Genomic DNA, 25,522 nt, shown 5'->3' with positions numbered 1-25,522 from the left:
CCTACCGTTCCTCAGACTGCGAGCAGAACGCCGCGGAACACCGGATCCTCCAGCGCACGCCCAGTGCCAAGCGCGACGCAGGTGAGCGGGTCTTCCGCCACGGTCACCGGCAGGCCGGTCTCGTCGCGCAGTACCTCGTCGATCCCTTCGAGCAGCGCGCCGCCGCCGGTCAGGACGATGCCCTGATCGACGATGTCCGCCGCCAGTTCCGGCGCGGTATTCTCGAGCGCGATGCGAACGCCCTCGACGATCGTGCCGACCGGTTCGCTCAGTGCTTCGGCGATCTGGCCCTGATTGATCTGGATTTCCTTGGGCACGCCGTTGACCAGGTCGCGGCCCTTGATGTGGATCGTCTTGCCGATGCCGTCCGCCGGCGGCTTGGCGACGCCGACTTCCTGCTTGATCCGCTCGGCAGTGCTTTCGCCGATCAGCAGGTTGTGGTTACGACGGACATAGCTGACGATTGCCTCGTCCATCTTGTCGCCGCCGACACGGACCGAGGTGGAGTAGGCGAGGCCGCGCAGCGAGAGTACCGCGACTTCGGTGGTCCCGCCGCCGATGTCGACGACCATCGAACCGATCGGTTCGGTGACGGGCATGTCGGCGCCGATCGCAGCGGCCATCGGCTCCTCGATCAGCCAGACCTGGCTGGCGCCGGCGTTCGATGCGGCATCGCGGATCGCGCGACGCTCAACGCTGGTTGAACCCGACGGGACGCAGATCACGATCTGAACACCGAACGGGCGACGGCGACGGCCGCCATGCACCTTGCGGATGAAATGCTCGATCATCTTCTCGGCGACGTCGATGTCCGCAATCACACCATCGCGCAGCGGGCGAATCGCCTCGATGCTGCCCGGCGTCTTGCCCATCATCAGCTTCGCGTCGTCGCCGACGGCCTTCACCTTCTGGATGCCATTGATCGTTTCGACCGCCACGACGGACGGCTCATTCAGGACGACCCCGCGTCCGCGCAGGTACACGACCGTATTCGCGGTTCCCAGATCGATCGCCAGATCGTGGGACATGAACTTGAAAAGGCGGGAAAATACCATTTTGATCGCACCGTCCTGTTGCGGCTGGGCCCTAGCCGCTTATTCGCACTGAGACTAATCCCGGCCGATCCGGGCGGATCGACTCCGGCCCATGTCAGGCGGACTCAAATCTGGCGGATGCGGGTCGCGGAATGGCGCCGCTTGGGCTACACCGGCGTTCATGTCAATACGCCGTCTCCCAGAGCATCTTGTCAACCGAATAGCCGCCGGCGAAGTGGTGGAACGCCCCAGCAGCGCGCTCAAGGAACTTGTGGAAAATGCTATCGATTCCGGGGCTTCTCGGATCGCGGTTCGCCTTGCGGGAGGCGGTATCGATCTGATCGAGGTGACTGACGACGGATGCGGCATGGATCGCGCCGAAATGGCACTTGCGCTGGAACGTCATGCGACCTCCAAGCTGCCCGACGACGCGATCGAAGCGGTCACGACGTTGGGTTTTCGCGGCGAGGCGTTGCCCTCGATCGCCAGCGTCGCGCGGCTGACGATCGAAAGCCGGGTTCGGGGCGAGGAGGGCTGGGCGCGGACGGTCGATAATGGCGCGCTGACGGGTGAGGGGCCGGCTGCGTTGCCGCCGGGCACGCGCGTGCGGGTCGAAGCGCTGTTCGAGAAGGTGCCGGCACGGCGCAAGTTCCTGCGCTCGACCCGCGCTGAATATGCCGCCTGCCTCGACGTGGTGAAGCGGCTGGCGATGGCGCGTCCCGATCTCGGCTTCTCGGTCGAGCATGACGGACGACGCGTTCTGAACGTCCAGGAGGGAATGACGCGGCCTGAGCGCGTGGCGGCGCTGACGGATCGCGAGCTGGCTGCGAACAGCGTCGGTGTCGATTTCGAGCGCGAGAGCCATGTGTTGGGCGGTGTCGCGAGCCTGCCCACCTTCAACCGCGGCATTGCCGATCACCAGTATCTGTTCGTCAATGGGCGACCGGTGAAGGACCGGCTGCTCAACGGCGCGGTGCGCGGCGCCTATGCGGAGATGCTGGCGCGGGACAGGCATCCGGTGGTGGCGTTGTTCCTGGATGTGCCGGCGGATCAGGTCGATGTGAACGTGCATCCGGCGAAGACCGAGGTGCGCTTCCGCGATCCGCAGCTGGCGCGCGGGCTGATCGTCAGTGGCCTCAGGCGTGCGCTGGACGAGGCGGGGCATCGCAGCGTGCAGAGGGCGGATACCGCCGTGATGGGGCTGTGGCAGGCCGAACAGTCCGCTGCGCCCGCGCCGGTACCTCAGCAGAATCTCTGGGGAATCGGTCATGGCGGGGTCGAGCCCCTGACCCGCCACAATGCGGTATTCGATCGCCGCCCGAGCTTCATCGCGCCGCCCCAGGCACGCGCCGAACCTGCCGCCGAACCGGTGCCGGGCGTCACCAGCTTCCCGCTGGGCGTGGCGCGGGGGCAGGTGGCGCGCACCTATATCGTCGCGGAGGCCGAGGACGGGCTTGTGCTGGTCGACCAGCACGCGGCGCATGAGCGGCTGGTACTCGAGCGGATGCGGCGTGCGATGAGCGATGGCGGGGTGGCGGCACAGGCGTTGCTGCTGCCCGAGGTGATCGAACTCGACGAACCCGCGTGCGACCGGCTTGAGGCGCGCGCCGCTGAACTCGCCGAATTCGGACTCGAGCTTGAACGCTTTGGGCCGCGCGCGATGCTGGTGCGGGCGACCCCGGCGATGCTGGGCGGGGGCGATGTGACGGCTTTGGTCACCGACATCGCCGACGAGCTGGCTGCGTTCGACGAGGCTTTGTCGCTGAAGGAGCGGCTCGACCATGTCGCCGCGACAATGGCGTGCCACGGATCGGTGCGGGCAGGGCGCGTGCTCTCGGTCGCCGAGATGAACGCGCTGCTCCGCGAGATGGAGGTCACGCCGCATTCGGGCCAGTGCAACCATGGCCGCCCGACCTGGGTGAAACTGGCGCATGGCGATATCGAGAAGCTGTTCGGACGGAAGTGAGCAGAGACGAGCGCTTGGCTGTCTAGAGCTGCGATTCCAATGGGAGCCAGCCGACCACCCTTGCAGTGAGACGGCGCCAGAAGGACGCCTCGGGGTCCCGGTCATAGGTCAGCGTCCTCCCGTCATCGCTGGCGCGCCATTGCAGCGTGCCGTCGGGGGTCAGGCGCACCTCGAAGCTGTGGTCCGGCGCGGTGTCGTGTTGCCAGACCGCTTCCATCTTCGCAGCGATCGTCGGGCAATCGAAGAGCACGCCCATCTCGGTGTTGAGCGATGCCGAGCGCGGATCGAAGTTCATCGATCCGATGAAGCCGCGCCGGGCATCGGCCGTGAACGCTTTGGTATGCAGGCTGGCGCTGCTCGATCCACGCAGGGAAAGTTTCCGTCCCGTGGCTTCGGGGCGAAGCTCCCATAGGTTTATGCCCGCCTTCAGCAGTGGAACGCGATAGGGGGCGTAGCCGCCATGCACCGCGGCGACATCGGTCGCGGCGAGCGAATTGGTGAGGATCGAGACCGTCACGCCGCGCGCGGCAAGCCCGGTGAGTGTGGCGGTGCCTTCGTCGCCCGGAATGAAATAGGGGGAAGTGATCTCGATCCGCTGCTTCGTCGCGGCGAACACCGGGTGCAATTCGCGCATCAACCAGTTCTCGCCCTTCCTGCCCAACGCCTTTTCCGGTGGGTCGGCGATGACGCGCGCGCTGGGTGTCCAGTCCGGCTGCATCACCTCGGCGTCGAACATCGCGATCCGACCGGCGATGCGTTCGAGATAGGCCTGAGCATCAGGACGGGCTGCGGTGGCGGCAAGTTCAGGTGCGACCTGCGCGAGCATCGCGTCGGGATCGTGCAGCGGAGAGAGCCGGTCCGCCGGCAATGCCAGGCCGCTGTTCCAGTAATCGTCGAAGATCTGCTCGGTCAGGGCGACAGCAGGGCCCATCACCAGCACGTCCATGTCGCGGAAGTTGGTGCTTTGCGCCGCGTCGAAATAGGCGTCGCCGATGTTGCGCCCACCCAGGATCGCAATGCGCCCGTCGGCGATCCAGGCCTTGTTGTGCATCCGCCGCGTCACGCTGAACGTCCGCAGCGCCATCTCGATACCGCGCCGCAACCTGCCCGGACGGGCGCGGGTGGGGTTGAAGACGCGGATCTCGATCTGGGGGTGGTGCGCCATCGCAGACATGGCGTCTGAGCTGTGGCCGGTACCGATATCATCGACCAGGATGCGGACCCGAACGCCGCGTTCGGCGGCCGCCAGCATCTCGGCCATCAGCAGGCGGCCGGTGAGGTCGTCGTTCCAGATATAATAGAGCAGGTCGAGCGACCGTTCGGCCAGCCGTGCCGCGATGCCGCGCGCAGCGAAGGCATCCAGATTCTCGTCGAGCAGCACCAGCCCGCTCTGGCCCGGATGGGCGGCGGTCACTTGGCCGATGCGATAATCGAGCGTGGTTTCGTCCTCAGCGACCGGCAGGGCGAAGGACGGATCGCCCTGCACGCTGGCGGCGAAATGGCCGTACAGCCAGGTCGCCAGCATCGAGGCGGCCGCGAAGCCCAGCGCAGCCAGGGCGACAATCTTGATCATGATCCAGCTCTACCCCCGACCTTCGCGAGGTTTGCACGAAAGCAAGCATGTGCGGAAGCCAGGAGGGGTGTTCACCGGACGGTTGAGCAGGCGGAATCCAACATTGCAAGCCGCCCGGAAACGAAAAAGGGCCGCGCGGTTTCCCGGGCGGCCCTTCTCTTTGACTTGCCGGAACGGCGAGAGGCTTAGCCCTCGGTCTGTTCCTCGGCGGCCGGAGCCTCGTCCGCGGCGAATTCGCCCGGCTCGAGGTTCGGGTCGCGGGCTTCGACGAAGCCGGTCTCGTCCTTTTCGAACATCGCGGCCATGACATCGACGCCCTGCGCCTGCATCTCGGCCTCTTCAGGCGAGCGGGCGACGTTGACCTTGACGGTCACGGCGACTTCGGCGTGGAGCGCGACCTTAACCTCATACACGCCGATCGCCTTGATCGGCTTGTCGAGGACGACCTGCGACTTGGTGACCTTGTGGCTGTCGGCGACGAGCGCTTCGACGATGTCGCGCACGGCGACCGAACCGTAGAGCTGGCCGGTGTTCGACGCCTGGCGGATCAGGGTGACCGAAACGCCGTCGAGGCCCTTCGATTCCTTCTCGGCCACGTCACGCTTCGCGGCGTTCTCGGCCACGATGCGCTCACGATTGGCCTCGAAGACCTTGCGGTTGGCTTCGTTGGCGCGGAGCGCCTTCTTGTTCGGGAGAAGGAAGTTGCGGGCAAACCCGTCCTTCACCTTCACCACGTCGCCGATGTGGCCGAGCTTCTCGACGCGCTCAAGCAGGATGACTTCCATGAGCTGCGCTCCTTACTTCACGATGAAGGGCAGAAGGCCCAGATGACGCGCGCGCTTGATGGCGATGGCCAGTTCGCGCTGCTTCTTCGCGCTCACCGAAGTGATGCGCGACGGGACGATCTTGCCACGCTCGGACACGAAGCCCTGCAGCAGACGAACGTCCTTATAGTCGATCCGGGGGGCGTCCTTCGCGGAGAAGGGGCAGCTCTTGCGGCGGCGGAAAAAGGGACGTGCCATGATTCTTTCTCCTTACTCGCCCGCGTTGCTGAAGCCGGTGTTGCCACCTTCTTCACGATCACGACGGCCGCGGCCGCGCTCGCGCTCCTGGCCCTTGCGCATCATCACGGTCGGACCCTGCTCCAGCTCGTCAACGCGGACGGTCATGTAGCGGATCACGTCTTCGTTGATCTGCGTCTGGCGCTCGAGCTCGGCGACGACACCCGCGGGGGCGTCGATCTCGAGCATCACGTAATGCGCCTTGCGGTTCTTCGCGATCTTGTAGGCGAGCGAACGAAGACCCCAGGTCTCGGTCTTGACGACCTTGCCGTTGTTGTCCTCGACGATCTTGGTGGCGGTTTCCGCCAGTGCGTCCACCTGCGCCTGTGCCAGATCCTGGCGCGCAAGGAACACATGCTCGTACAGAGCCATGCGTCTGTTCTCACTGTTGGCCGATCGCTGACGCCGCCCCGTGCGGTCGCCCCTCCGGCTGTCGTTCCAAATACGAAAAGCGGCCAGCCGAGGCTGCCGCTCAACGGTGGCGCCTCTACGCTGGTGCAAGGCAAAAGGCAAGGGGTGGCCGGGACGACTGCCGGCGAAGTTCATGAAGTTCCTACATTCGATATGTGTCACGGACGTATTCGCGCTCGCATCCCCTGCCCGAGAGCAGATGCAAACATTTGAATTCCAACATTGAAAGCGCAATCTCGCATAAGCCGAAGCGGCGAGGTGACTGGCACCCCGCCGCCGGGAGGGAATCGGATCGGCAACCCTGGCCGAACTTACCGGATCATGCCCGAGAACACGGCCGCAATGATGCCGCTGGTGATGCCGACCAGCACCGCGTCGTTGCCCGACTGCACATAGCGGTAGCCGCGCGGCGGCGCCTTCAGGCCGCGATAGTGGCGATAGTCGATCTGGCGATAGTTGCGGGCGTAGCGATAGTCGAACCGCTGGCCGCGCTTCCAGTTGCGGTACTCGACCCGCGCCGGGCGGTAGGCCTGCTTCTTGACCTGCTTCACCACGACCTTGCCGTTGGGCTTGTGCTTCACCACGGTGGTGGTGTGGCGCTGGGGCGCGGCGGCGGCCGGGGCGGCCATCAGTACCGGGCTGGCGATCATCGACGCGGCGACCGCCGCGAGCACGAACTTCTTCATGTCCTGTCTCCTCAATCTACAGGCGGTCGCTTCAGCGGCCACAGCTGCAATCTGGGGACGGCGTGTCGCGCAAGTTTCACCGGCAACCCCGAAAATGGTCACCGATTGTCGCAACCATGCCGCGTTCGTTCATCTTGCGGGATTTGCCCCGCGGGCATAGGGCGGCGTGATCGTGGTCAGCTTGCGCTGGCATCGCACCGGCCCGCTCCCCCTCCCGGCCACCCATATCATGCTACCGCTGGGTGGCCGGGTGGGGGCGGGCCGGTGCGGAACCCGAACAATAAACAGGGAGCCATAACATGCGTGCGTTCATCTTTCCGGGGCAGGGGAGCCAGTCGGTCGGCATGGGCCTTGCGCTCTCACAAGCGAGCGCTGCGGCGCGCGAGGTGTTTCAGGAAGTGGACGAGGCGCTCGGCCAGAAGCTGTTCAAGCTGATGACCGAAGGCCCGGAGGGCGACCTGCTGCTGACCGAGAACGCCCAGCCGGCGATCATGGCGCACGCGATTGCGGTGCTGCGGGTGCTGGAGAAGGAGGGCGGTGTCCGGCTGGCCGACAAGGCCGACTTCGTCGCGGGTCATTCGCTCGGCGAATATACCGCGCTGTGCGCCGCGGGCGCGCTGGATCTGGGTGTCACGGCAAGGCTGCTCAAGCTGCGCGGGCAGGCGATGCAGGCGGCGGTGCCAGTGGGCGAGGGTGCGATGGCGGCTTTGCTGGGTGCCGATCTGGTGAAGGCGCAGGCGATCGCCGACGCCGCGGCCGAGGGCGAAGTGTGCACCGTCGCCAACGACAATGACCCCTCGCAGGTGGTGATCTCCGGCGCGAAGGGCGCAATCGATCGCGCGGTGGGCATCGCCAAGGATCACGGCGCCAAGCGCGCGGTGCTGCTGCCGGTGTCCGCGCCGTTCCACTGCCCGATGATGCAGCCGGCGGCCGACGCGATGGAGAAGGCGCTGGCTGAAGTCGCGATCCGCGCGCCGCTGGTGCCGGTCTATGCCAATGTAACCGCATCGCCGGTACACGATCCCGATACGATCCGCACGCTGCTGGTCGAGCAGGTGACCGGCATGGTGCGCTGGCGCGAATCGGTGGCGGCGATGTTCGACGCCGGGGTGACCGATTATGTCGAGCTGGGCGGCAAGGTCCTGGGCGCGATGGTCAAGCGCATCGCGCCGGACGCCGCGGTGACCAGCGTGGTGACGATGGATGATATCGAAGCGCTCGAGAAGGCGCTCTGAGGAGATGACTATGTTCGACCTTACAGGCATGACCGCGCTGGTGACCGGCGCTTCGGGCGGGCTGGGGACCGCGATCGCCAAGGGGCTGGCGGCGCAGGGCGCGCGGCTGGCGATTTCGGGATCGAATGCCGAGAAGCTGGAGGCATTCCGCGCCGAACTGGGCGGCGATCACGTCGCGCTGGTGTGCAACCTTTCGGACGGTGCCGAGGTGGACGGCCTCGTCCCGCGCGCGGTCGAGGCGCTGGGCAAGCTCGACATCCTCGTCAACAATGCCGGCGTCACCCGCGACAATCTCGCGATGCGGATGAAGGATGAGGAGTGGGATCAGGTGATCCGCGTCAACCTCGAGGCCGCGTTCCGTCTGATGCGTGCGGCCGCCAAGCCGATGATGAAGGCGCGCTACGGCCGAATGATCTCGATCACCTCGGTGGTCGGCCAGACCGGGAATCCGGGGCAGGCCAATTATGCCGCGTCGAAAGCGGGGCTGGTCGGCATGTCCAAGGCGCTGGCGCAGGAACTGGCCAGCCGGAACATCACCGTGAACTGCGTCGCGCCCGGCTTCATGCGCTCGGCGATGACCGATGTGCTGCCTGAAGCGCAGAAGGCCGCGCTGCTGACGAAGATCCCCGCGGGCGACCTTGGCACCGGCGAGGATATCGGCGCGGCGGTGGTGTATCTGGCCAGCAAGGAGGCGGGTTACGTCACCGGCCAGACGCTGCATGTGAACGGCGGCATGGCGATGATCTGAGGGTTTCAGACCGGGTTTCGTTGCCTGAACCGTCATCCCGGCCTTCTGCCGGGATCCACCCGGGGGCAAGCGAACCGGTATGAGGTTTGAAGCCATTGTTTTTGGCAAGCTGGACCCCGGCACAAGGCCGGGGTGACGGTGAGTAGAAGCGTAAGTTTGATGCGTCGCGAAGTCGATGCGCCCCCTTGCGCGGGGCCGGGCGGCGTTCTACGTGCGTTCAGGAATTCGAAATCCAACGACCCAATTTAAGAAGGAACAGGGTATGAGCGAGACCGCCGATCGCGTGAAGAAGATCGTCGTCGAGCACCTCGGCGTCGAAGCCGAAAAGGTGACCGAGGACGCGAGCTTCATCGACGACCTGGGCGCGGACAGCCTCGACATCGTCGAGCTGGTGATGGCGTTCGAAGAGGAATTCGGCGTCGAGATCCCCGATGATGCCGCCGAGAAGATCACGACCGTCAAGGACGCGATCACCTATATCGACGAGAATCAGGGCTAAGCGGACCTACCGCATGGCCGCCCGGACGGGCAGGAATTGACGAACGGCTCCCGGTCCCGGAAAGGGGCGGGGAGCCGTTTCGTTTTTTGAGACCATTTAGCTGCCGCATCGTTGACCGCCGAAGACCGGCTCCGGCTTTCCGGTACGATGCGCTGAACGGAGAGATACTATGCGCCGCGTCGTCGTGACTGGCCTTGGCCTCGTGACCCCGCTGGGTGCGGATGTCGAAACCGCGTGGAAGAACATCATCGCGTCGAAATCCGGCGCGGGGACGATCACCCGGTTCGACGCGACCGACTTCCACAGCAATTATGCCTGCGAAGTGAAGCCCGCGGACCATGAATACGGCTTCGATCCGGGCAAGCGCGTCGATCACAAGGTGCAGCGCCAGGTCGATCCGTTCATCGTCTATGGCATCGACGCCGCTGGACAGGCGATCGAGGACGCGGGCCTCACTGACATGACCGACGAGGAACGGCTGCGCGCCGGCTGCTCGATCGGATCGGGAATCGGCGGCCTGCCGGGCATCGAAAGCGAATCGCTGGTGCTGGCCGAAAAGGGCCCCAAGCGCGTCTCGCCGCACTTCGTCCATGGCCGCCTGATCAACCTGATCTCGGGTCAGGTCTCGATCAAATACGGCCTGATGGGTCCGAACCATGCCGTGGTGACGGCATGCTCGACCGGCGCGCATTCAATCGGCGACGCCGCGCGGATGATCGCGATGGACGACGCCGATGTGATGCTCGCTGGCGGCGCCGAGGGCGCGATCTGCCCGATCGGCATCGCCGGATTCGGCCAGGCGCGCGCGCTGTCGACCGGCTTCCGCGACGAGCCGTGGCGCGCCAGCCGCCCCTGGGACGAGGGCCGCGACGGCTTCGTCATGGGCGAGGGTGCGGGCGTGGTCGTGCTGGAGGAATATGAGCGGGCCAAGGCGCGCGGTGCGAAGATCTACGCCGAAGTCGTCGGCTATGGCCTGTCGGGCGACGCGTACCATGTGACCGCGCCGCATCCCGAGGGCTCGGGCGCGTTCCGTTCGATGCAGATGGCGATGAAGAAGTCGGGGCTCGACCTCAGCGACATCGACTATATCAACGCGCACGGCACCTCGACCCCGCTGGGCGACGAGCTGGAGCTGGGCGCGGTGCGGAAGCTGTTCGGCAACGCGATCGGCGACCTCTCGATGAGCTCGACCAAGTCGGCGATCGGCCATCTGCTGGGCGGCGCAGGCGCGGTGGAGAGCATCTTCTGCATTCTCGCGATGCGCGACGGGATCGTGCCGCCGACGCTCAACCTCGACAATCCGAGCGAGAACTGCGCGGGCGTGGACCTGGTTCCGCACGTCGCCAAGGAGCGCAAGGTGAAGGCGGTGCTGAACAACTCATTCGGCTTCGGCGGCACCAACGCCTCGCTGGTGATGAAGGCGGTCTGATCTCCACGGGAGAAGCATGGCGATGTTGCGCAAGCTTGGGTGTTTGGGCGTCATCGCCGTTCTCGTCATTGGCGCCGCAGCCTTCTGGGCGGCGAACCAATGGGGCGGGGCGGGGCCGGGCAAGGCCAATGTGACGGTCGAGGTGCCGGCGGGCGCGACGATGCGTTCCGCGGCCGAGGCGATGGAGAAGGCCGGCGCGATCGAGAGCGCCGACACGTTCCTGTGGATGGCGCGAATCTTCGGCGATGATGCGCCGGTCCAGGCGGGCGAGTATCGCGTGCCCGCCGGGATCAGCCAGGCCGATATCCTCAAGATGCTGCAAGGCGGGCGGACGCTCCAGCGGTTCGTGATGATTCCTGAGGGGATGCCCTCGATTCTCGTCCACGAACGGCTGGCGGCGGCGCCGCAACTGGGCGGCAAGACTGCGGTGCCCGAAGAGGGCAGCATCCTGCCCGACAGCTATTCCTACAATCGCGGCGAAAGCCGGCAGGCGGTGCTCGACCGGATGCAGGCGGCGATGAAGAAATATCTGGCGCAGGCCTGGGCCAAACGGAAGCCGGGGATCGCGGTCAGCACCCCGGAACAGGCACTGATCCTCGCCTCGATCGTCGAGAAGGAAACGGGCAAGGCCGAAGAGCGGCGAATGGTGGCGGGGGTCTATTCCAACCGTCTGAAGCGCGGCATGCCCCTGCAGGCCGATCCGACGGTGATCTACCCCGTCACCAAGGGCAAGCCGCTGGGCCGCCGCATCCTGCGTTCGGAACTGCAGGACAAGAACGGCTACAACACCTATGCCAGCGCCGGGCTGCCGATCGGGCCGATCGCCAATCCGGGCCGTGCGAGCATAGACGCAGTGCTCGATCCGGCGGAGACCAACGCGCTCTACTTCGTCGCCGACGGTACGGGGGGGCATATCTTCGCCGACACGCTGGAGCAGCACAACGCCAACGTCCAGAAATGGTATGCGCTGCGCCGTGCGCGGGGTGAGATGTAGGGCGCGCTGCGACGCGCCCTCATCCGATCAATAGGCAGCGGTGAAGCGCGCCCGGCTGTGGCGGTGTTGCTCCAGTTCGTCGATCATCGCGATGGCATAGTCGGGGAAGCTGATTTTGCTTTCACCGTCGCGGTCGGTGAGGAGCTGGTCGGTGCCGGTGCGGTAGGTGCCGAGGCGGGGGGCTTCGAACAGCAGCGCTGCCGGGGAGAAATAGGTCCAGTCGATCTCCGTTTCCGCGCGCAGTGCGTCGAGGAAGGCGATGCCGCCGAGCGCCGCACCCTTCCATTCCTCGGGAAAGTCGGGCGCGTCGATCACGCGCACGCCGGGGGCGGTCTCCAGGCTGGCAGCGCCGCCAGTGACGAGCAGGCGCGGGACGCCGGCCTGTCTGAGCGCGGACAGCAGGGTTTCGGCGGACACGTCGAAGTGCAGCGCGCTGATCACCGCGTCGGCGGGGCGGATCAGATCGGCCAGCGCGGCGGGATCGGCGGCGTCACCGGCCTTGGCGATGACGCCGGGCAGCCGGGGGATCGCATCGGGCTTGCGGGCGATGGCCAGCACCTGATGGCCCCGCGCCGACAGTTCCCTGGTGATTTCCGATCCCGCGCGTCCGCTCGCGCCCAGCACTGCAACCTTCATGTCCGATGTCCTCGTTGGTTTCCAAGAGATACCAAGTCGGGTATGGGTACCAATCATGCAAGAAGGCACTTTGAAGAACGATAGTCACCCTGAGGGAACCCCCGTGCAGCGCGGCGACGTCTATGCAGCCAACTGTCCGACGCGGAAACTGCTCGATCGCATTGCGGACAAATGGAGCGTGCTGATCCTGTTGCTGCTCGGGCAGGAAGACATGCGCTTCAACGCATTGAAACGGCGGATCGAGGGCGTTTCGCAGAAGATGCTGAGCCAGACATTGCGCTCGCTGGAGCGCGACGGGCTGGTCAGCCGGACGGTGGTGGCGACGGTGCCGGTGACCGTCACCTATGCGATCACGCCGCTCGGACAGGGACTGATCGGGTCGCTGCAGTCGATGATCGACTGGGCCGAGACGCATATGCCCGACGTCGCCGAGGCGCAGCGCGGCTATGACGGCGCATCGATCTGAAGTCGTTCGTCGAGACGCCGTTGACTGCACCTTCCGACTCGGCGACCCAGCCTTTTCCTCCTGCGGAAAGACCATCGATGCGCTTCACTGCCCTTTGCGCGCTCGCGCTGCCCTTCGGCCTCGCCCAGCCCGCCATGGCACAGGAGAAGCCCGCCAGCCCGCCATGGAGCGCGCCTGCGACCGTGGAGACCATCACCGAGGCACGCAAGTTCACCAGCGGCGGCGTCGAGCTGGGCGGCACGCTCTATTTGCCGCGTAGCCGCAAGCCGGTGGCGGCGGTGGTGGTGACGCACAGCGCCTCCTCGCCGCTGGGGGATGCGTCGCTCTACGCGCATCTCAAGGTGATGCTCCCGGCGATGGGCATCGCGGTGTTCACCTATGACCGGCGCGGTTCGGGGCGGTCGGGGACCAGGACCGCCGGGGGCGACTATACCATCCTTGCCGACGACGCGATCGCGGCGGTGCGGAGCCTGAAGACCGATCCCCGCATCGATCCGCGGCGCATCGGCAGCTGGGGCCTGAGCCAGGGCGGATGGATCTCGCCGCTCGCGGCCTCTCGCAGCCCGGAGATCGCATTCGTCATCGCCGTGTCGGCGCCGGTCGTCACCGCCGACGTCCAGATGCTGTTTTCGTCGACCAATCATCTGCGGGCGAACGGGCATTCGCAGGCCGAGATCGACGAGATGACGGCAACGCGGAAAGCGGTCGACGCCTATATGCGCGGCACCGGGACGCGCGAGGCGGCGCAGGCGCTGATCGACGTCGCCAGGACCCGGCCGTGGTTCAAATATACCTATATGGGCGAGACGATCCGCGACCGTGCGGTTTCGGGATGGCGCAAGGAGATCGAGAATGATCCGCTGCGCAACCTGACCGGGGTGAAGGTGCCGATGCTGGTCCTGTTCGGTGCCCATGACGCGGTGGTGCCCGTGGCGACCTCGGTCGAGCGGCTCAAGGAAATCGCGCCGCGGATGCCGAAGATGAAGGTCCATGTCGTCGCCGGCGCCGACCACTCGATGCACATGGCGGCCGACCAGAGCGTCACGCTCGATCCCAGGCATGACGGCACCGAGACGGCGGATTCGGCGGAGTATATCGCGGTGCTGTCGAGCTGGCTGGCGGCGCTGGGGTTGACTGGGAACTAGGCTGTCTCGGTACTCTGACCGGGGTGACGGTTGAGGGTTAGCGGCGCAGGCCGGTGTCGAGGCGGTGGAATAGCCGGCCGAGCACCGTGCGGCTGGGAGCGCGGGGAGGGAGCTGGGCGATCAGGCGGCGCACGGCGGACGGTGCGCCGGCGATGGCGCTGTCGATCTCCATGTCGCCGATGCGCGCGAGGGCTTCGGAGCTCAAAGCGAGGGCATGCGCGGCATAGCCGGCGGGCGCGAGGATGTGGTTGAGCTGATGTGCGGACACGATCGGGTGCAAATAGGCAGTACCGGCCGCCGCGGCTGCGGCACGCGCAGCGGCGGTCGCGGCAGGATCGGTGGCGTCGCGCGCGGCCGCCTGAGCAGCCCAGGCGGCCTTGCGCAATGCTCCGGAGCGTTCGGCGCCGTCTGCGAACGCCGATGCCGCCACAAGAGCTTCGCGCGGGCGCGGGTCGTCCGGGCAATGTGCCTCGAACAGCGGCAAGGCGCGCGCCGCACAGGCTTCCGCCCAGCGGGTGAGGTGCCGCAGATCGTCGGGGGTCAACGGGAGCGTGCCGGTCATTGCCCGCTCCCGGTCAGGGTTCAGCGTGCGAGGCCGGCCGCGTCGCGCGCGAGCGCCTCGACTTCCGCATAGCTCGCCCCCTTCGGCGTCACCCAGCTGCCGCCGACGCACAGCACCGGATCGAAGCCGAGCCAGTCCGGCGCGGTCGCCGGGCTGATGCCGCCGGTGGGGCAGAACTTCGCCTCGTAGAACGGTCCGGCGAGCGCCTTCAGCGCCTTGAGCCCGCCCGAGGTTTCCGCCGGGAAGAATTTGAAGTGGCGCAGGCCAAGGTCGTAGCCGCGCATGATGTCGCCGGCATTGGCGACTCCGGGGAGGAAGGGGACGCCGCTCTGGACGATCACCTGTCCCAGCCGCTCCGTCAGGCCCGGCGAGACGATGAATTCGGCGCCCGCGTCCATCACCTGAGCGAACTGATCGGTGTTGACGACGGTGCCCGCGCCGACGATCGCGCCCGGAACCTGCTTCATCTCGCGGATCGCATCGAGCGCGGCGGCGGTGCGCATCGTCACTTCGAGCACCTTGAGGCCGCCCGCGACCAGCGCCTCGGCCAGGGGACGGGCGGTGGCAGCGTCCTCGATCACCAGAACCGGGATGACCGCGCTGGTGCGCATGATGGTTTCGATGGTCACTGGGTATGCTCCTGGGCGTAGGCGGCCGCGGCGCCGTAGAGGCCGGGCTGGGGGTGAGTGATGAGCTTGACCGGGATCGACGACATCAGCGCCTGGAACCGCCCCTTGGCGATGAAGCGCTGGCCGAATCCCGAATTGACCAGATGGTCCTTGAGTTTGAGCCCGAGGCCGCCGGCGATGACCACGCCGGTGGGGCCATGGGCGAGGGCGAGATCACCCGCGACTGCGCCGAGGCTGAGGCAGAAACGATCGAGTGCGGCCATGGCAAGGCTGTCCTTCCCTTCAAAGGCGAGGGTCCAGATCTCCTTGTCGTTGAGGCGGTGCGTCCGCTTGCCCTCGATCTCGGCAAGGGTTTCGTAGATCGGCACGATGCCGGGGCCGGCGACGATGCGCTCGGCCGAGACGCGGGTGTAGGTCGAGCGCAGCCGCTTGACGATCGAATCCTCGATCCCGTCGAGCGGCGCAAAGTCCATATGGCCGCCCTCGGTCGAGATGACGTGGTAGCTCAAGGGGCCGGTGCGGAAGACCTGGGCGACGCCAAGGCCCGTGCCGGGGCCGCAGACGGTGATCGCGCCCTTTTCGGCGAACGGCGCGTCGGGGCCGCAAATGTGCAGGAAATGCTCGGACGGCAGCTGTGCCACGGCATGGCCGACCGCGCCGAAATCGTTGATCAGCGAGTAGCTGTCGACCTCGAGCCGCTCCTTGATCAGCGGCGGGCGGATGATCCACGGATTGTTGGTGAGCTTGATCAGCTCGTCGTTGATCGGCGAAGCGATGGCGATCGCCGCTGCACGTGGCATCTCCCGCCCCAGCGCACGGGCCGAGGCCTGCCAGGCGAGCTGGAAGCTGCCATGTTCGGCGGTCTTCTGCGTAACCGGTTCACCGATCGAGACGACGCGACCGCCCTCGACCTCGGCGATGGCGAAGCGCGCATGCGTTCCGCCGATGTCGACCGCGACGACTTCCACTCTTATTCCTCTCTCTGATCGTCATTCCCGCGAAGGCGGGAATCCATGGGCCCTGAGCCCGAGGTGCCTTCGCAAAGGCAGCCAGAATGGATCCCCGCCTTCGCGGGGATGACGGTGTTTGGTGTTGTGGCGCCTAGGCGCATCAAAGTTCCGCCGCGGCGAGCATGGCCGAGCCGCCGGCTTCGGCTTCGCTCGCGCCCGCGCGCATCATCGCGAACAACTCGCGCCCTGTGCCGAGGTCCGGCGGCGGTGCGGCGGCAAGCTCGCGGGCCTCCCATTCGGCCGGTTCGACCAGCGCCTGCAGGATCCCTTCCTCGGCACACAGGCGGACGACATCGCCGTCGCGCAGCTTGCCGATCGGGCCGCCGCCGATCGCCTCGGGCGACAGATGGATCGCCGCGGGCACCTTGCCCGACGCACCCGACATGCGGCCGTCGGTGACGAGTGCGACGCGGAAGCCCTTGTTCTGGAGCACGCCGAGCGGCGGGGTGAGCTTGTGCAGCTCGGGCATGCCGTTGGCGCGCGGCCCCTGGAAACGGACGACGACGACCACATCGCGGTCGAGCTCGCCCGCCTTGAACGCGTCCTGCACCTCTTGCTGGGTGGCGAACACGCGGCACGGCGCCTCGATCGTCCACCGATCGCGCTCGACGGCGCTGACCTTGATGCAGGCGCGGCCGAGATTGCCCGAGAGGATGCGGAATCCGCCCTCTTCGGAGAAGGGGGCGTCGATCGTGCGCAGGATGCTGTCGTCGCCGCTCTTCGCGCCATGGTCCTTCCAGACGAGCGTGTCGTCTTCGAGGACGGGACGCCTGACATAGTCGGCAAGGCTATCGCCCGCGACGGTGAGCGTGTCGCCATGCAGGACGCCGCCCTTGATCAGCTCGCGGATCACGAAGGTCGGCCCGCCGGCATCCTCGAACCCGTTCACGTCGGCCGATCCGTTGGGATAGACGCGGGCAAGCAGCGGCACGACGCGCGACAGGCGATCGAAATCGTCCCAGTCGATCAGCACCCCGGCGCAGCGCGCGATGGCGGGCAGGTGGATCAGATGGTTGGTCGATCCGCCGGTGGCGAGCAGCACCACGGCCGCATTGACGATCGCGCGCTCGTCGACGATCTCGCCGATCGGACGATAGTCGTTGCTGTCCCAGCCGATCTCCGGCAGCCGCTGGACCGCGGCCCTGGTCAGCGCCTGGCGCAGCTTTGTGCCCGGGTGGATGAAGGCGGCTCCGGGCATGTGCAGGCCCATCGCCTCGACCATCATCTGGTTCGAATTGGCGGTGCCGTAGAAGGTGCAGGTGCCCTTGCCGTGATAGGCGGCGATTTCGGAGTCGAGCAGTTCCTCGCGGCTGGCCTTGCCCTCGGCATAGAGTTCGCGGACGCGGGCCTTTTCCTTGTTGGCGATGCCGGTGGGCATCGCGCCGCCGGGGATCAGCACCATGGGCAGGTGGCCGAAGCGCAGCGCGCCCATCAGCAGGCCGGGCACGATCTTGTCACAAATGCCGAGCAGCGCGGCACCCTCGAAGGTGTTGTGGCTCAGTGCCACAGCGGTCGACATCGCGATGGTGTCGCGGCTGAACAGCGACAGCTCCATGCCCGCATAGCCCTGGGTCACGCCGTCGCACATCGCGGGGACGCCGCCCGCGACCTGCGCGGTGGCGCCGGCCTCGAGCGCCCAGATCTTCATCTGTTCGGGATAACGGTAATAGGGCGCGTGCGCCGACAGCATGTCGTTATAGGCGGTGACGATACCGATGTTCATCCGGTTGGCCGGCTTCATCACATCGCGCTGCTCGTCCGTCCCGGCATAGGCATGGGCGAGGTTGGCGCAGCCCAGCCGCCCGCGGCTGCTGCTGCCGGCCTCACGCTGGGCGGTCATCAGCGCGTTGTACGCGGCGCGGCGCTTCTTCGAGCGTTCGATGATGCGATCGGTGACCGCGGCGATCTCGGGGAGGAGGTTGGTCACGGTGGGTTACTCCAGCCAGTGCACGTCGACCGGAAGCTCGGTCTCGGCCAGCACGCGGCCGATCGGATATGCCGAGGACGCGCCCTGCGCGATCGCGGTCTCGAGCACCTTGCGCTTCTCCGCGCCGGTGATGGCGACCATCAGCGACTTGGCATTGGCAATCGCAGCCCCCGACAGGGTCACGCGTGCCACCGGCGCTTCGGGCGGGAGCGGATCTGGCATTACGCCGAGTGCGCGGCGCTCCTTGGGGCCGTTCAGCGCTTCGTCGAAATCCGGGCCGGGGAAGATCGAGGCGGTGTGGCCGTCTGCGCCCATGCCGAGCAGGACGAGATCGAGCGGCCAGTGGAAATCGGCGAGACGGGCGTCGGCGGCGCGGCCGGCCGCCTTGTAATCGTCGGCCTTCTCGCTGACGAGCGGGATGACGCGCGCGCCCTTGGGGATGAAGGTCTTGCCGAGGCCGGTGACGTTCGAGAGCGCGTCGCCGAGCGGGACGATACGGTCGTCGGTGGGCACGATCGTGACGCGCTTCCAGTCGATCTTGGCGGCGGCGAGCTTCTCATAGACCGGGGCAGGGGTCTTGCCCCCCGCCAGCGCGATCACCGCCCCGCCGCGCGCATCGATCGCGCTCTCGATGATGAAGCCGATGTCGCCGGCAAGGGCGTCGACCCACTCCTCGGCTTCCTCATACTCCCACCATTCGATTTCTTCGGCCATTTCAACAACTCCAGTGGGAAACTTCAATTCTCGAACGAGATGTCATTCGTTCCATGTCACGCCGTCGCGCTCGGTCAGCGCGATAGCTGCGGAGGGACCCCAGGTGCCCGCAGCATAGGGCTTGGGCTTGACGTCGGCGGTCTCCCAGCCGGCGCGGATCGCGTCGATCCAGGTCCATTGGGCCTCCACCTCGTCGCGGCGCACGAACAAGGTAGGGTCGCCCTCGAGCAAGTCCAGCAGCAGCCGTTCGTACGCGATGCGGCGGCGGGTGCCGGCAAATTCATGCTCGAGGCTGAGGTTGAGCGGCACTTCGCGCAGGCGGACGCCCTCGCGGTCGAGGCCGGGTTCCTTGGCCATCACCAGCAGGCGGACATATTCCTCCGGCTGGATGCGGATGATCAGCGTGTTGGACTGGAGCACCCCGCCGCGCTCGGCGAAGATCGAGTGGGGCACGGGCTTGAACTGTACGACGATTTCCGAGCGCCGCTCGGTCATCCGCTTGCCGGTGCGCAGGTAGAAGGGCACGCCCTGCCAGCGCCAATTGTCGACATGCGCCTTGATCGCGACGAAGGTTTCCGCGCGCGAATCCTTGCCGAGCTCCTCGGCATAGCCGGCGACGATCTTTCCGGTGGATGCACCGCCCGTGTACTGGCCTGTAACGGTGAGGTCGCCGGCCTCGCGGCCCGCGATCGGGCGGAGCGAACGGAGGACCTTGACCTTCTCGTCGCGGATCGACGTGCCGTCGAAGCGGGCAGGGGGCTCCATCGCGATCAGCGCGAGCAGTTGCAGGATATGGTTCTGGACCATATCGCGCAGCGCGCCGACATCGTCATAATAGCCCGCGCGCCCCTCCAGGCCGACCGTCTCGGAGACGGTGATCTGGACATGGTCGATGCCTGCGGCATTCCAGATCGGCTCGAACAGCGAGTTGCCGAAGCGCAGCGCGAGGATGTTCTGGACCGTTTCCTTGCCGAGATAATGGTCGATGCGGAAGGTGCGCTCTTCGGGAAAGACCGACGCCACGGCGTCGTTGATCTCGCGGCTGGTGGGCAGATCGGTGCCGAGCGGCTTTTCGAGGCCGATCCGGACGTTGCTTCCGGCGAGCCCCGCCGACGCGAGGCCCTTGATCGTCGGTTCGAAGAATTTGGGTGCCGTCGACAGGAAGATGGCGAGCCCGTTCGAGATGTCGCCGAGCTTCTCCGCCAGCGCGGCATAGCCGCCCAGGTCCGACGCATCGAGCTGTTGATATTGCAGCCGGTCGAGGAACGCGGCGATCGCGCCGGCGTCCTTGCGATCCTCGGGCAGGTGCGTGTCGAGCGCCTTGGCAGCGAAATCGCGGAACTCGGCATCTGACAGCGTTGACCGTGCGGTGCCGGTGATCGTCAGATCTTGGGGAAGCAGACCATCGGCATGAAGGCCGTAGAGCGACGGTATCAGCATCCGCTGCGACAGATCCCCTGTCGCTCCGAACAGCAGCAGTTTGCCGAATGGCTGTCGCATCGATCCTCCCTATCGCGTGGCGCGCCCGCCCTAGCAGCGGATTTCCGGGTTGCGAAGCGCCTTGCGCTTTATCGGGCTAAAGTAAGAGGCCGGATCGGCCTAAAGCACCAGTCCGGCGGTCTGGTCGAACCCGGCCATGATGTTCAGGTTCTGAACCGCGGCGCCGCCCGCGCCCTTGCCCAGATTGTCGAGCGTGGCGACGAGTCGTGCCTGGCCGCGCTCGGCATTGCCGAACACGCGAATGGTCAGGCGATCGGTGCCGGCATCGTCCTCGATCCGCACCAGCGAGACGTCGTCGCTGGGCAGGACGCGGACGATCGGCGAATCGCGATAGGCGTCGGCCAGCACCTGTTCGATCTGCGCCGGAGCCGGCTTGCGCGGCAGCATCTGGAGCGGGAGCGGCACCTCGATCAGCATTCCGCGATAGGACCGCGCCACGGCGGGCTGAAAGATCGGGGCGTGATCGATCCGGGCATGCTTTTGCATTTCGGGCAGGTGCTTGTGCTCGAGATCGAGGCCATAGGCGCGGAAGCCGGTCGGCTCGCTGCCGTCCTCGAACTCGGCGATCATCGACTTGCCGCCGCCCGAATAGCCCGATGCGCCGCCCGCGGTGAGCACCCAGTCGGGCGGGATCAGCCCGGCGCGGACGAGCGGGCGGACGAGTGCGAGAAAACCGGTCGGCCAGCAGCCGGGGTTGCTGACATAGCGTGCCTCGGCGATCGCGGCCGCCTGGGCCGGCTCGAGCTCGGCGAAGCCGTAGGTCCAGCCATCCGCGACGCGATGCGCGGTCGACGCATCGATGACGCGCGTCGTGTCGTTGGCGATCAGCGCCACCGCTTCGCGCGCAGCATCGTCGGGCAGGCAGAGGATCACGAAATCGGCGCTGTTGATCGCCTCGGCACGTTTGCCGGCATCCTTGCGGTGAGCATCGTCAAGGCCGATCAGCGAGATGTCGCTACGCGTCGCCAGCCGCTCGCGGATTTCCAGGCCGGTGGTGCCCGCAGCGCCGTCGATAAAGACGCTGACGCTCATGCCGCCACCTTCAACTGCGCTGCATCGACATAGCCGACCAGACCCGAACCCGGCGCACTGCCCCAGGCATTTCCGGCTGAGAGTTCGAGCACCTCGAACACATCGCCCTGCGCAAGCTGCGTCAGCACTTCCGCATCGGCTTCCTTGGCAGCGCGCAGCGGCACGGTTGCGGTCACGACATAGGTGACGGGGGCGGCGTAATGGGGGGCGAAGACACGGTCGGCAAGGCGAACATCGGCAAGGTCCCGGCGCGCCGCGTCGTGGAGCGGATCGATCCGCACCGAGCGGCCGGTCAGCGCGAATCGGCTACGCGCGATGCCTGGCTGGTTGTCCGACGTGGCTGTCGCCGGTGACGAATTGCCCGAATTCTGCAAGAAACTCCGCCCCTTCAGGTGTACGCGCGACAAAGATGTTCCGCTTGTCGGTTTCATCGCGCTGGCGGCGCAGATAGCCGAGGGCGCCCAGTCTATTCAAGGCGCGCGTCACGACGGGCTTCGAGACGTTGAGCGCTTTCGCCAATCCGCGCACGGTATGCGGCCCGGAATCGAGGTAGACGAGCAACATCAGCGCCATCTGCCGGTTGGTGAGATCGGGTTCGCCTGACCGGACATAGTCGATCAGCGTATTCTTCCAGTTATATAGCGACTGGTCGCTCACGGCGTTCATCGCATCGGACTCGTTTCTGGTTGCAGCTTTTTTAGTTACAGGCCCGCAAGGAGCGGGGGTTTCCGGGACATTAACGCCCCGACAGGCCTTCAGGTTTCAGTGCTGCGCCGAAATGTTCCGGAACGGTGACATTCGCGCTTGCGAAAGATTGAGGTCGCATCCGCCCGCCTTGCATCCGGCGACCCGCGGCAGCACGATGCGGCTGGCAGGGAGTTGAAGCGGGCGGATGCGGCAAAGCCGAGCCAAGGGCAGTTTGGCCAAAGGCACTTTCGGCGGTTGATCGCGGCGGCCACCTCCACTATGTCGCCGCTTTCCCGCGAAAGACCGACATGCTGTTCACCTTCCTCCTCGTCGTCCATGCCATCATCGCTGCGCTGCTCGTGGCGACGATTCTGATGCAGAAGTCCGAAGGTGGCGGCCTGACCACGGGCGGCAGCCCGTCGGGCCTGATGTCCGCGCGCGGTGCGGCGAACTTCCTGACGCGGGCGACCGCGATCCTCGCGGGCATGTTCGTCGTGATGAGCATCGTGCTGGCGGTACTGGCCGCGACGCGCGGCGGCGACACGATCGATACCAGCCGCGTGACCGCGCCCGCGCAGACGGCGCCGGCCTCGGGACCGGCTCCCGTGGCGCAGCCCACGGCGCTTCCGGTGGCTCCCGCGGACAACAGCGCCGTCCCGCTCGCCAAGTAAGCGGCTTTCGACAGATTTTTTCGGCGGCGCCCGGAGTCGGGCGCTTGCCCCAACTCGTGCATAAAGGCTAAGCGGTGACTCCCATGACGCGGTATATTTTCATCACCGGCGGCGTGGTCTCCTCGCTTGGCAAAGGCCTGATGGCGGCAAGCCTCGCCGCGCTGCTCCAGGCGCGCGGCTACAAGGTCCGCATCCGGAAGTTCGATCCCTATCTCAACGTCGATCCGGGCACGATGAGCCCGTATCAGCATGGCGAGGTCTATGTGACCGACGACGGGGCCGAAACCGACCTCGACCTTGGCCATTACGAGCGCTTCACCGGCGTCGCTTCGCGCCAGTCGGACAACATCACCTCGGGCCGGATCTACAAGACGATCATCGAGCGCGAGCGTCGTGGTGACTATCTGGGCGCCACCGTCCAGGTGATCCCGCACGTCACCGATGCGATCAAGGACTTCGCCCAGGCGGAGACCGAGGACCTCGATTTCGTGCTGTGCGAGATCGGCGGTACCGTCGGCGACATCGAATCGCTGCCCTTCATCGAGGCGATTCGTCAGCTCAAGAACGAGCTGGGCCGTGGCCGCTCGATCAGCATCCATGTGACCCTGGTCCCCTACATCGCTGCGGCAGGCGAGCTGAAGACCAAGCCGACCCAGCACAGCGTGCGCGAGCTCGCCTCGCTTGGCGTGCAGCCCGACGTGCTGGTGTGCCGCGCCGAGAAGCCGCTGCCCGCGGGCGAGCGCGCCAAGATCGCGCAGTTCTGCAACGTGCCGGCCAGCGCGGTCATTCCCGCGCTCGACGCGCCGAGCATCTATGCGGTGCCGCTGCAATATCATGCCGAGGGGCTGGACGGCGAAGTGCTGCGTGCCTTCGGGATCGAGCCGGGCGCCGATCCGGACCTCAGCCGCTGGACCGAGATCACCGACCGCCTGTTCAATCCGGAGGGCGAGGTGACGGTGGGCGTGGTCGGCAAATATGTCGGCCTGCCGGACGCGTACAAGTCTCTGAACGAAGCGCTGGTCCATGGCGGCATCGCCAACCGCGTGAAGGTCAACATCCGCTGGATCGATGCCGAGCTGTTCGAGAATGGCGACGACGCGGAGGTCGCGGCGAACCTTGAGGCGTGCCACGCTATCCTCGTCCCCGGTGCGTTCGGATCGCGCGGTGCGGAGGGCAAGATTGCCAGCGTCCGCTTCGCGCGCGAGCGCAAGGTGCCCTATTTCGGCATCTGTTTCGGAATGCAGATGGCTTGCGTCGAAGGAGCGCGGAACTTGGCGGGGATCGCAGGCGCGTCCTCGACCGAATTCGGCCCGACCAGCGAGCCGGTCGTCGGCATCATCACCGAGTGGATGAGCAAGGACGGGATCGAGACGCGCGAAGAGGGCGGCGACCTGGGCGGCACGATGCGGCTCGGCGCCTATCCTGCGAAGCTCACCGGCAATTCGGTGGTCGCGTCCATCTATGGCGGCGAAGCGATCAGCGAGCGCCACCGCCACCGCTATGAGGTGAACACCGGCTATCGCGACGCGCTGGAGCAGGGCGGCCTCGTCTTCTCGGGCATGTCGCCCGACGGCATGCTGCCCGAGATCGTCGAGCGGCCGGATCATCCGTGGTTCGTCGGTGTGCAGTTCCACCCGGAGCTCAAGTCGAAGCCGTTCGACCCGCACCCGCTGTTCGCGAGCTTCATCGAAGCGGCAGTGCGGCAGAGCAGGCTGGTCTAGACCTCCCGCCGTTCGCGGCGGGCGAGGACGATCACGCCGGTCACGCACGCGCCGAACAGCGCGCCTTCCAGCGTCGCGGACAAGGCCTGGCTGAGTGGGCCGAAACCCGCTTCGCCGAACAGGCCGCCGATCGGATCGAGACGCAGACGCGCGCCGGGAAACTGCCCGGCGAGCAGCGCGAGACTGCCTGCAAGCAGCCGCCCGCCGAACAGCGCCACGAGCAACCCGGCGATTCCGCCGCCAAGCCCGCCCAGCAGTGCGGCATCGCGAAAGCGGGGCGCGCCGCGGCGATGCGCGAGACACACCCCCAATCCTACGCCGGCGCCGAGCAGCGCTCCCTCCGCGCCGCCGGTGATATTGCCTGGCGATTGGCCGAGCAGCAGCGAGAAGGCGTCCAGCCCGAGCATCTTGCCGAGCGCGCCGACGACAAGTCCGCCCGCAGCGCCCCCGGCGACGCTCCAGCGCCAAGGCCGTTCCGACAGTGCGTTCGCGGCGGCGATGCCTGCGCTGACCCCGGCAGCACCGACGGTGGCGAGCAGGATCGCGATGCAGAGCAGCACCAGCAGCGCTGAGGCGGCACCGGCCTGTGCCGGCTGCGAGGCCGCGGCGAGGCCATAGATCAGCCCGCCGATCAGACCGGCGACGCTCCCGCCCAGAACGCCGAAGCCGGCGGTGAGCGCAGCCTCGTCCCATCGGCGGGGCAGGGGGCTGGCCAAGGGGGAGGGAGGGGCGATTCTCTCGTCCGCCCGGACGGCGGCGATGAAGCGGTAGCCGTGCTTGGGCACCGTTTCGATGAAGCGCGGGCTTGTCGCATCGTCACCGAGCTGGCGGCGCAGGGTACGGATGCACTGGGTAAGTGCTTCATCGGTGACGGGAATACCGCGCCACACCTCGCCCATGAACCGATCCTTCGGCACGAGCTGGCCCGGCTCGCGTACCAGCAGGAGCAGCGCGTCGAGATAGCGCGCGTTGAGCTCGACCGGCGCGCCGTTGCATGTCAACCGGCGATTGCCCGGATCGAGGTGGAAGCCTTCGAAGCGGAAGCCGGTAGCGGCCATATCTTTCGCGAAGCCTCAAGCTGGGACGTGCCCCATCGATGCCCCACAGCCAGCAGTGAGGCAAGGCGGCGATCCGTCGCGCTTGCGCAACGACCGGCCGGTTCGCTTGCATACCGGTGTTGCCGGCT

The 25,522-nt window shown here is 66.7% G+C and carries 27 protein-coding genes; 10 read left to right on the top strand and 17 right to left on the bottom strand.

The window, feature by feature from the left end; genetic code table 11:
* Window positions 1–11: 11 nt before the first annotated feature.
* Entirely contained in the window at window positions 12–1,055 is a 1,044-nt protein-coding gene (locus BDW16_RS01845; RefSeq protein WP_066575660.1) for a rod shape-determining protein, read from the bottom strand.
* A 160-nt stretch (window positions 1,056–1,215) separates the two neighbouring features.
* Between BDW16_RS01845 and mutL the strand changes: the two genes are divergently transcribed.
* Window positions 1,216–3,000 (top strand): DNA mismatch repair endonuclease MutL, encoded by a 1,785-nt coding sequence (gene mutL, locus BDW16_RS01840; protein WP_066575658.1) that lies wholly within the window; start codon window positions 1,216–1,218, stop codon window positions 2,998–3,000.
* Between the two features lie 22 nt (window positions 3,001–3,022).
* On the opposite strand, the gene BDW16_RS01835 is transcribed toward mutL, so the two are convergent.
* The 5 genes from BDW16_RS01835 to BDW16_RS01815 form a co-directional block, all read right to left on the bottom strand.
* Complete coding sequence (locus tag BDW16_RS01835) at window positions 3,023–4,573, bottom strand: phospholipase D family protein (RefSeq protein WP_066575657.1); 1,551 nt, start codon at window positions 4,571–4,573, stop codon at window positions 3,023–3,025.
* 185 nt (window positions 4,574–4,758) lie between these two features.
* Complete coding sequence (rplI, locus tag BDW16_RS01830) at window positions 4,759–5,358, bottom strand: 50S ribosomal protein L9 (RefSeq protein WP_066575656.1); 600 nt, start codon at window positions 5,356–5,358, stop codon at window positions 4,759–4,761.
* A 12-nt stretch (window positions 5,359–5,370) separates the two neighbouring features.
* Window positions 5,371–5,595 (bottom strand): 30S ribosomal protein S18, encoded by a 225-nt coding sequence (gene rpsR, locus BDW16_RS01825; protein WP_066575653.1) that lies wholly within the window; start codon window positions 5,593–5,595, stop codon window positions 5,371–5,373.
* A 12-nt stretch (window positions 5,596–5,607) separates the two neighbouring features.
* On the bottom strand, window positions 5,608–6,006 hold the full coding sequence (gene rpsF, locus BDW16_RS01820) for a 30S ribosomal protein S6 (RefSeq protein ID WP_066575652.1): 399 nt from the start codon (window positions 6,004–6,006) through the stop codon (window positions 5,608–5,610).
* A gap of 350 nt (window positions 6,007–6,356) precedes the next feature.
* Window positions 6,357–6,731 (bottom strand): RcnB family protein, encoded by a 375-nt coding sequence (locus BDW16_RS01815; RefSeq protein WP_066575651.1) that lies wholly within the window; start codon window positions 6,729–6,731, stop codon window positions 6,357–6,359.
* 299 nt (window positions 6,732–7,030) lie between these two features.
* Here BDW16_RS01815 and fabD point away from each other — a divergent pair, with 299 nt between their 5' ends.
* The 5 genes from fabD (at window position 7,031) to mltG (ending at window position 11,636) form a co-directional block, all read left to right on the top strand.
* On the top strand, window positions 7,031–7,966 hold the full coding sequence (fabD, locus tag BDW16_RS01810; RefSeq protein ID WP_066575649.1) for an ACP S-malonyltransferase: 936 nt from the start codon (window positions 7,031–7,033) through the stop codon (window positions 7,964–7,966).
* Window positions 7,967–7,976: 10 nt separating this feature from the next.
* A complete protein-coding gene (gene fabG / locus BDW16_RS01805; RefSeq protein WP_066575647.1) occupies window positions 7,977–8,714 on the top strand; it encodes a 3-oxoacyl-[acyl-carrier-protein] reductase in 738 nt (245 codons plus the stop codon).
* Window positions 8,715–8,976: 262 nt separating this feature from the next.
* Entirely contained in the window at window positions 8,977–9,213 is a 237-nt protein-coding gene (locus BDW16_RS01800) for an acyl carrier protein (protein WP_066575645.1), read from the top strand.
* 169 nt (window positions 9,214–9,382) lie between these two features.
* Complete coding sequence (gene fabF, locus BDW16_RS01795; RefSeq protein ID WP_066575636.1) at window positions 9,383–10,642, top strand: beta-ketoacyl-ACP synthase II; 1,260 nt, start codon at window positions 9,383–9,385, stop codon at window positions 10,640–10,642.
* Between the two features lie 25 nt (window positions 10,643–10,667).
* The gene (gene mltG / locus BDW16_RS01790) at window positions 10,668–11,636 is read left to right on the top strand and encodes an endolytic transglycosylase MltG (RefSeq protein WP_066575780.1); all 969 of its coding nucleotides are present in this window, start codon (window positions 10,668–10,670) and stop codon (window positions 11,634–11,636) included.
* 27 nt (window positions 11,637–11,663) lie between these two features.
* Here mltG and BDW16_RS01785 read toward each other — a convergent pair whose 3' ends face one another.
* Window positions 11,664–12,272, bottom strand: coding sequence for an NAD(P)-dependent oxidoreductase (locus BDW16_RS01785; protein WP_066575621.1), 609 nt, complete (start codon window positions 12,270–12,272; stop codon window positions 11,664–11,666).
* A 55-nt stretch (window positions 12,273–12,327) separates the two neighbouring features.
* Here BDW16_RS01785 and BDW16_RS01780 point away from each other — a divergent pair, with 55 nt between their 5' ends.
* Both BDW16_RS01780 and BDW16_RS01775 read left to right on the top strand, forming a co-directional pair.
* Window positions 12,328–12,738, top strand: coding sequence for a winged helix-turn-helix transcriptional regulator (locus BDW16_RS01780; protein WP_066575618.1), 411 nt, complete (start codon window positions 12,328–12,330; stop codon window positions 12,736–12,738).
* Window positions 12,739–12,815: 77 nt separating this feature from the next.
* Window positions 12,816–13,883: an alpha/beta hydrolase family protein gene (locus BDW16_RS01775; RefSeq protein WP_066575615.1), complete on the top strand. Its 1,068-nt coding sequence runs from the start codon at window positions 12,816–12,818 to the stop codon at window positions 13,881–13,883.
* Window positions 13,884–13,920: 37 nt separating this feature from the next.
* On the opposite strand, the gene BDW16_RS01770 is transcribed toward BDW16_RS01775, so the two are convergent.
* From BDW16_RS01770 to BDW16_RS01730, 9 genes are all read right to left on the bottom strand, one after another.
* Entirely contained in the window at window positions 13,921–14,445 is a 525-nt protein-coding gene (locus BDW16_RS01770; RefSeq protein WP_066575612.1) for a putative immunity protein, read from the bottom strand.
* Between the two features lie 20 nt (window positions 14,446–14,465).
* Window positions 14,466–15,074 carry a bifunctional 4-hydroxy-2-oxoglutarate aldolase/2-dehydro-3-deoxy-phosphogluconate aldolase gene (eda, locus tag BDW16_RS01765; RefSeq protein ID WP_255265762.1) on the bottom strand — a complete coding sequence of 203 codons (609 nt, stop codon included), beginning with the start codon at window positions 15,072–15,074 and terminating at the stop codon, window positions 14,466–14,468.
* The gene (gene glk / locus BDW16_RS01760) at window positions 15,071–16,042 is read right to left on the bottom strand and encodes a glucokinase (RefSeq protein WP_066575608.1); all 972 of its coding nucleotides are present in this window, start codon (window positions 16,040–16,042) and stop codon (window positions 15,071–15,073) included. Before glk ends, eda begins: the two co-directional genes overlap by 4 nt.
* A 142-nt stretch (window positions 16,043–16,184) precedes the next feature.
* On the bottom strand, window positions 16,185–18,011 hold the full coding sequence (gene edd, locus BDW16_RS01755; RefSeq protein WP_066575605.1) for a phosphogluconate dehydratase: 1,827 nt from the start codon (window positions 18,009–18,011) through the stop codon (window positions 16,185–16,187).
* A 6-nt stretch (window positions 18,012–18,017) separates the two neighbouring features.
* The gene (pgl, locus tag BDW16_RS01750; protein WP_066575600.1) at window positions 18,018–18,725 is read right to left on the bottom strand and encodes a 6-phosphogluconolactonase; all 708 of its coding nucleotides are present in this window, start codon (window positions 18,723–18,725) and stop codon (window positions 18,018–18,020) included.
* Between the two features lie 42 nt (window positions 18,726–18,767).
* A complete protein-coding gene (gene zwf / locus BDW16_RS01745) occupies window positions 18,768–20,225 on the bottom strand; it encodes a glucose-6-phosphate dehydrogenase (protein WP_066575594.1) in 1,458 nt (485 codons plus the stop codon).
* 99 nt (window positions 20,226–20,324) lie between these two features.
* A complete protein-coding gene (gene argC / locus BDW16_RS01740) occupies window positions 20,325–21,257 on the bottom strand; it encodes an N-acetyl-gamma-glutamyl-phosphate reductase (RefSeq protein ID WP_066575591.1) in 933 nt (310 codons plus the stop codon).
* Window positions 21,254–21,538, bottom strand: coding sequence for an SH3 domain-containing protein (locus tag BDW16_RS01735; protein WP_169803333.1), 285 nt, complete (start codon window positions 21,536–21,538; stop codon window positions 21,254–21,256). The genes argC and BDW16_RS01735 overlap by 4 nt, the downstream gene beginning before the upstream one ends.
* A 25-nt stretch (window positions 21,539–21,563) precedes the next feature.
* A complete protein-coding gene (locus tag BDW16_RS01730) occupies window positions 21,564–21,923 on the bottom strand; it encodes a MarR family transcriptional regulator (RefSeq protein WP_066575589.1) in 360 nt (119 codons plus the stop codon).
* 329 nt (window positions 21,924–22,252) lie between these two features.
* On the opposite strand from BDW16_RS01730, the gene secG reads away from it, so the two are divergent.
* Together secG and BDW16_RS01720 are read left to right on the top strand one after the other, a co-directional pair.
* Window positions 22,253–22,615, top strand: a complete 363-nt coding sequence (gene secG, locus BDW16_RS01725) for a preprotein translocase subunit SecG (RefSeq protein WP_428842865.1) — start codon at window positions 22,253–22,255, stop codon at window positions 22,613–22,615.
* An 83-nt stretch (window positions 22,616–22,698) separates the two neighbouring features.
* A complete protein-coding gene (locus BDW16_RS01720; protein ID WP_066575587.1) occupies window positions 22,699–24,336 on the top strand; it encodes a CTP synthase in 1,638 nt (545 codons plus the stop codon).
* Here BDW16_RS01720 and BDW16_RS01715 read toward each other — a convergent pair.
* Window positions 24,333–25,394 carry a winged helix-turn-helix domain-containing protein gene (locus tag BDW16_RS01715; protein ID WP_066575585.1) on the bottom strand — a complete coding sequence of 354 codons (1,062 nt, stop codon included), beginning with the start codon at window positions 25,392–25,394 and terminating at the stop codon, window positions 24,333–24,335. The genes BDW16_RS01720 and BDW16_RS01715 overlap by 4 nt on opposite strands.
* Window positions 25,395–25,522 lie beyond the last annotated feature (128 nt).

Source organism: Sphingomonas koreensis (assembly GCF_002797435.1).
Taxonomy (GTDB): Bacteria; Pseudomonadota; Alphaproteobacteria; order Sphingomonadales; family Sphingomonadaceae; genus Sphingomonas; species Sphingomonas koreensis.
Note: the sequence above shows the minus strand (reverse complement) of the source record. Positions and strands in the feature narration are given on the sequence as shown.

What these genes read in the sequence shown, in the direction of transcription:
- fabD (WP_066575649.1), top strand. Translation starts at nt 7,031, where the DNA reads ATGCGTGCGTTCATCTTTCCGGGGCAGGGGAGCCAGTCGGTCGGCATG.
- fabF (WP_066575636.1), top strand. Translation starts at nt 9,383, where the DNA reads ATGCGCCGCGTCGTCGTGACTGGCCTTGGCCTCGTGACCCCGCTGGGT.
- BDW16_RS01730 (WP_066575589.1), bottom strand. Translation starts at nt 21,923, where the DNA reads ATGAACGCCGTGAGCGACCAGTCGCTATATAACTGGAAGAATACGCTG.
- argC (WP_066575591.1), bottom strand. Translation starts at nt 21,257, where the DNA reads ATGAGCGTCAGCGTCTTTATCGACGGCGCTGCGGGCACCACCGGCCTG.
- BDW16_RS01780 (WP_066575618.1), top strand. Translation starts at nt 12,328, where the DNA reads ATGCAAGAAGGCACTTTGAAGAACGATAGTCACCCTGAGGGAACCCCC.
- rpsR (WP_066575653.1), bottom strand. Translation starts at nt 5,595, where the DNA reads ATGGCACGTCCCTTTTTCCGCCGCCGCAAGAGCTGCCCCTTCTCCGCG.
- BDW16_RS01770 (WP_066575612.1), bottom strand. Translation starts at nt 14,445, where the DNA reads ATGACCGGCACGCTCCCGTTGACCCCCGACGATCTGCGGCACCTCACC.
- BDW16_RS01715 (WP_066575585.1), bottom strand. Translation starts at nt 25,394, where the DNA reads ATGGCCGCTACCGGCTTCCGCTTCGAAGGCTTCCACCTCGATCCGGGC.
- BDW16_RS01845 (WP_066575660.1), bottom strand. Translation starts at nt 1,055, where the DNA reads ATGGTATTTTCCCGCCTTTTCAAGTTCATGTCCCACGATCTGGCGATC.
- mutL (WP_066575658.1), top strand. Translation starts at nt 1,216, where the DNA reads ATGTCAATACGCCGTCTCCCAGAGCATCTTGTCAACCGAATAGCCGCC.
- BDW16_RS01835 (WP_066575657.1), bottom strand. Translation starts at nt 4,573, where the DNA reads ATGATCAAGATTGTCGCCCTGGCTGCGCTGGGCTTCGCGGCCGCCTCG.
- BDW16_RS01815 (WP_066575651.1), bottom strand. Translation starts at nt 6,731, where the DNA reads ATGAAGAAGTTCGTGCTCGCGGCGGTCGCCGCGTCGATGATCGCCAGC.
- fabG (WP_066575647.1), top strand. Translation starts at nt 7,977, where the DNA reads ATGTTCGACCTTACAGGCATGACCGCGCTGGTGACCGGCGCTTCGGGC.
- rplI (WP_066575656.1), bottom strand. Translation starts at nt 5,358, where the DNA reads ATGGAAGTCATCCTGCTTGAGCGCGTCGAGAAGCTCGGCCACATCGGC.
- BDW16_RS01785 (WP_066575621.1), bottom strand. Translation starts at nt 12,272, where the DNA reads ATGAAGGTTGCAGTGCTGGGCGCGAGCGGACGCGCGGGATCGGAAATC.
- secG (WP_428842865.1), top strand. Translation starts at nt 22,253, where the DNA reads ATGCTGTTCACCTTCCTCCTCGTCGTCCATGCCATCATCGCTGCGCTG.
- pgl (WP_066575600.1), bottom strand. Translation starts at nt 18,725, where the DNA reads ATGGCCGAAGAAATCGAATGGTGGGAGTATGAGGAAGCCGAGGAGTGG.
- zwf (WP_066575594.1), bottom strand. Translation starts at nt 20,225, where the DNA reads ATGCGACAGCCATTCGGCAAACTGCTGCTGTTCGGAGCGACAGGGGAT.
- BDW16_RS01775 (WP_066575615.1), top strand. Translation starts at nt 12,816, where the DNA reads ATGCGCTTCACTGCCCTTTGCGCGCTCGCGCTGCCCTTCGGCCTCGCC.
- BDW16_RS01720 (WP_066575587.1), top strand. Translation starts at nt 22,699, where the DNA reads ATGACGCGGTATATTTTCATCACCGGCGGCGTGGTCTCCTCGCTTGGC.
- BDW16_RS01800 (WP_066575645.1), top strand. Translation starts at nt 8,977, where the DNA reads ATGAGCGAGACCGCCGATCGCGTGAAGAAGATCGTCGTCGAGCACCTC.
- rpsF (WP_066575652.1), bottom strand. Translation starts at nt 6,006, where the DNA reads ATGGCTCTGTACGAGCATGTGTTCCTTGCGCGCCAGGATCTGGCACAG.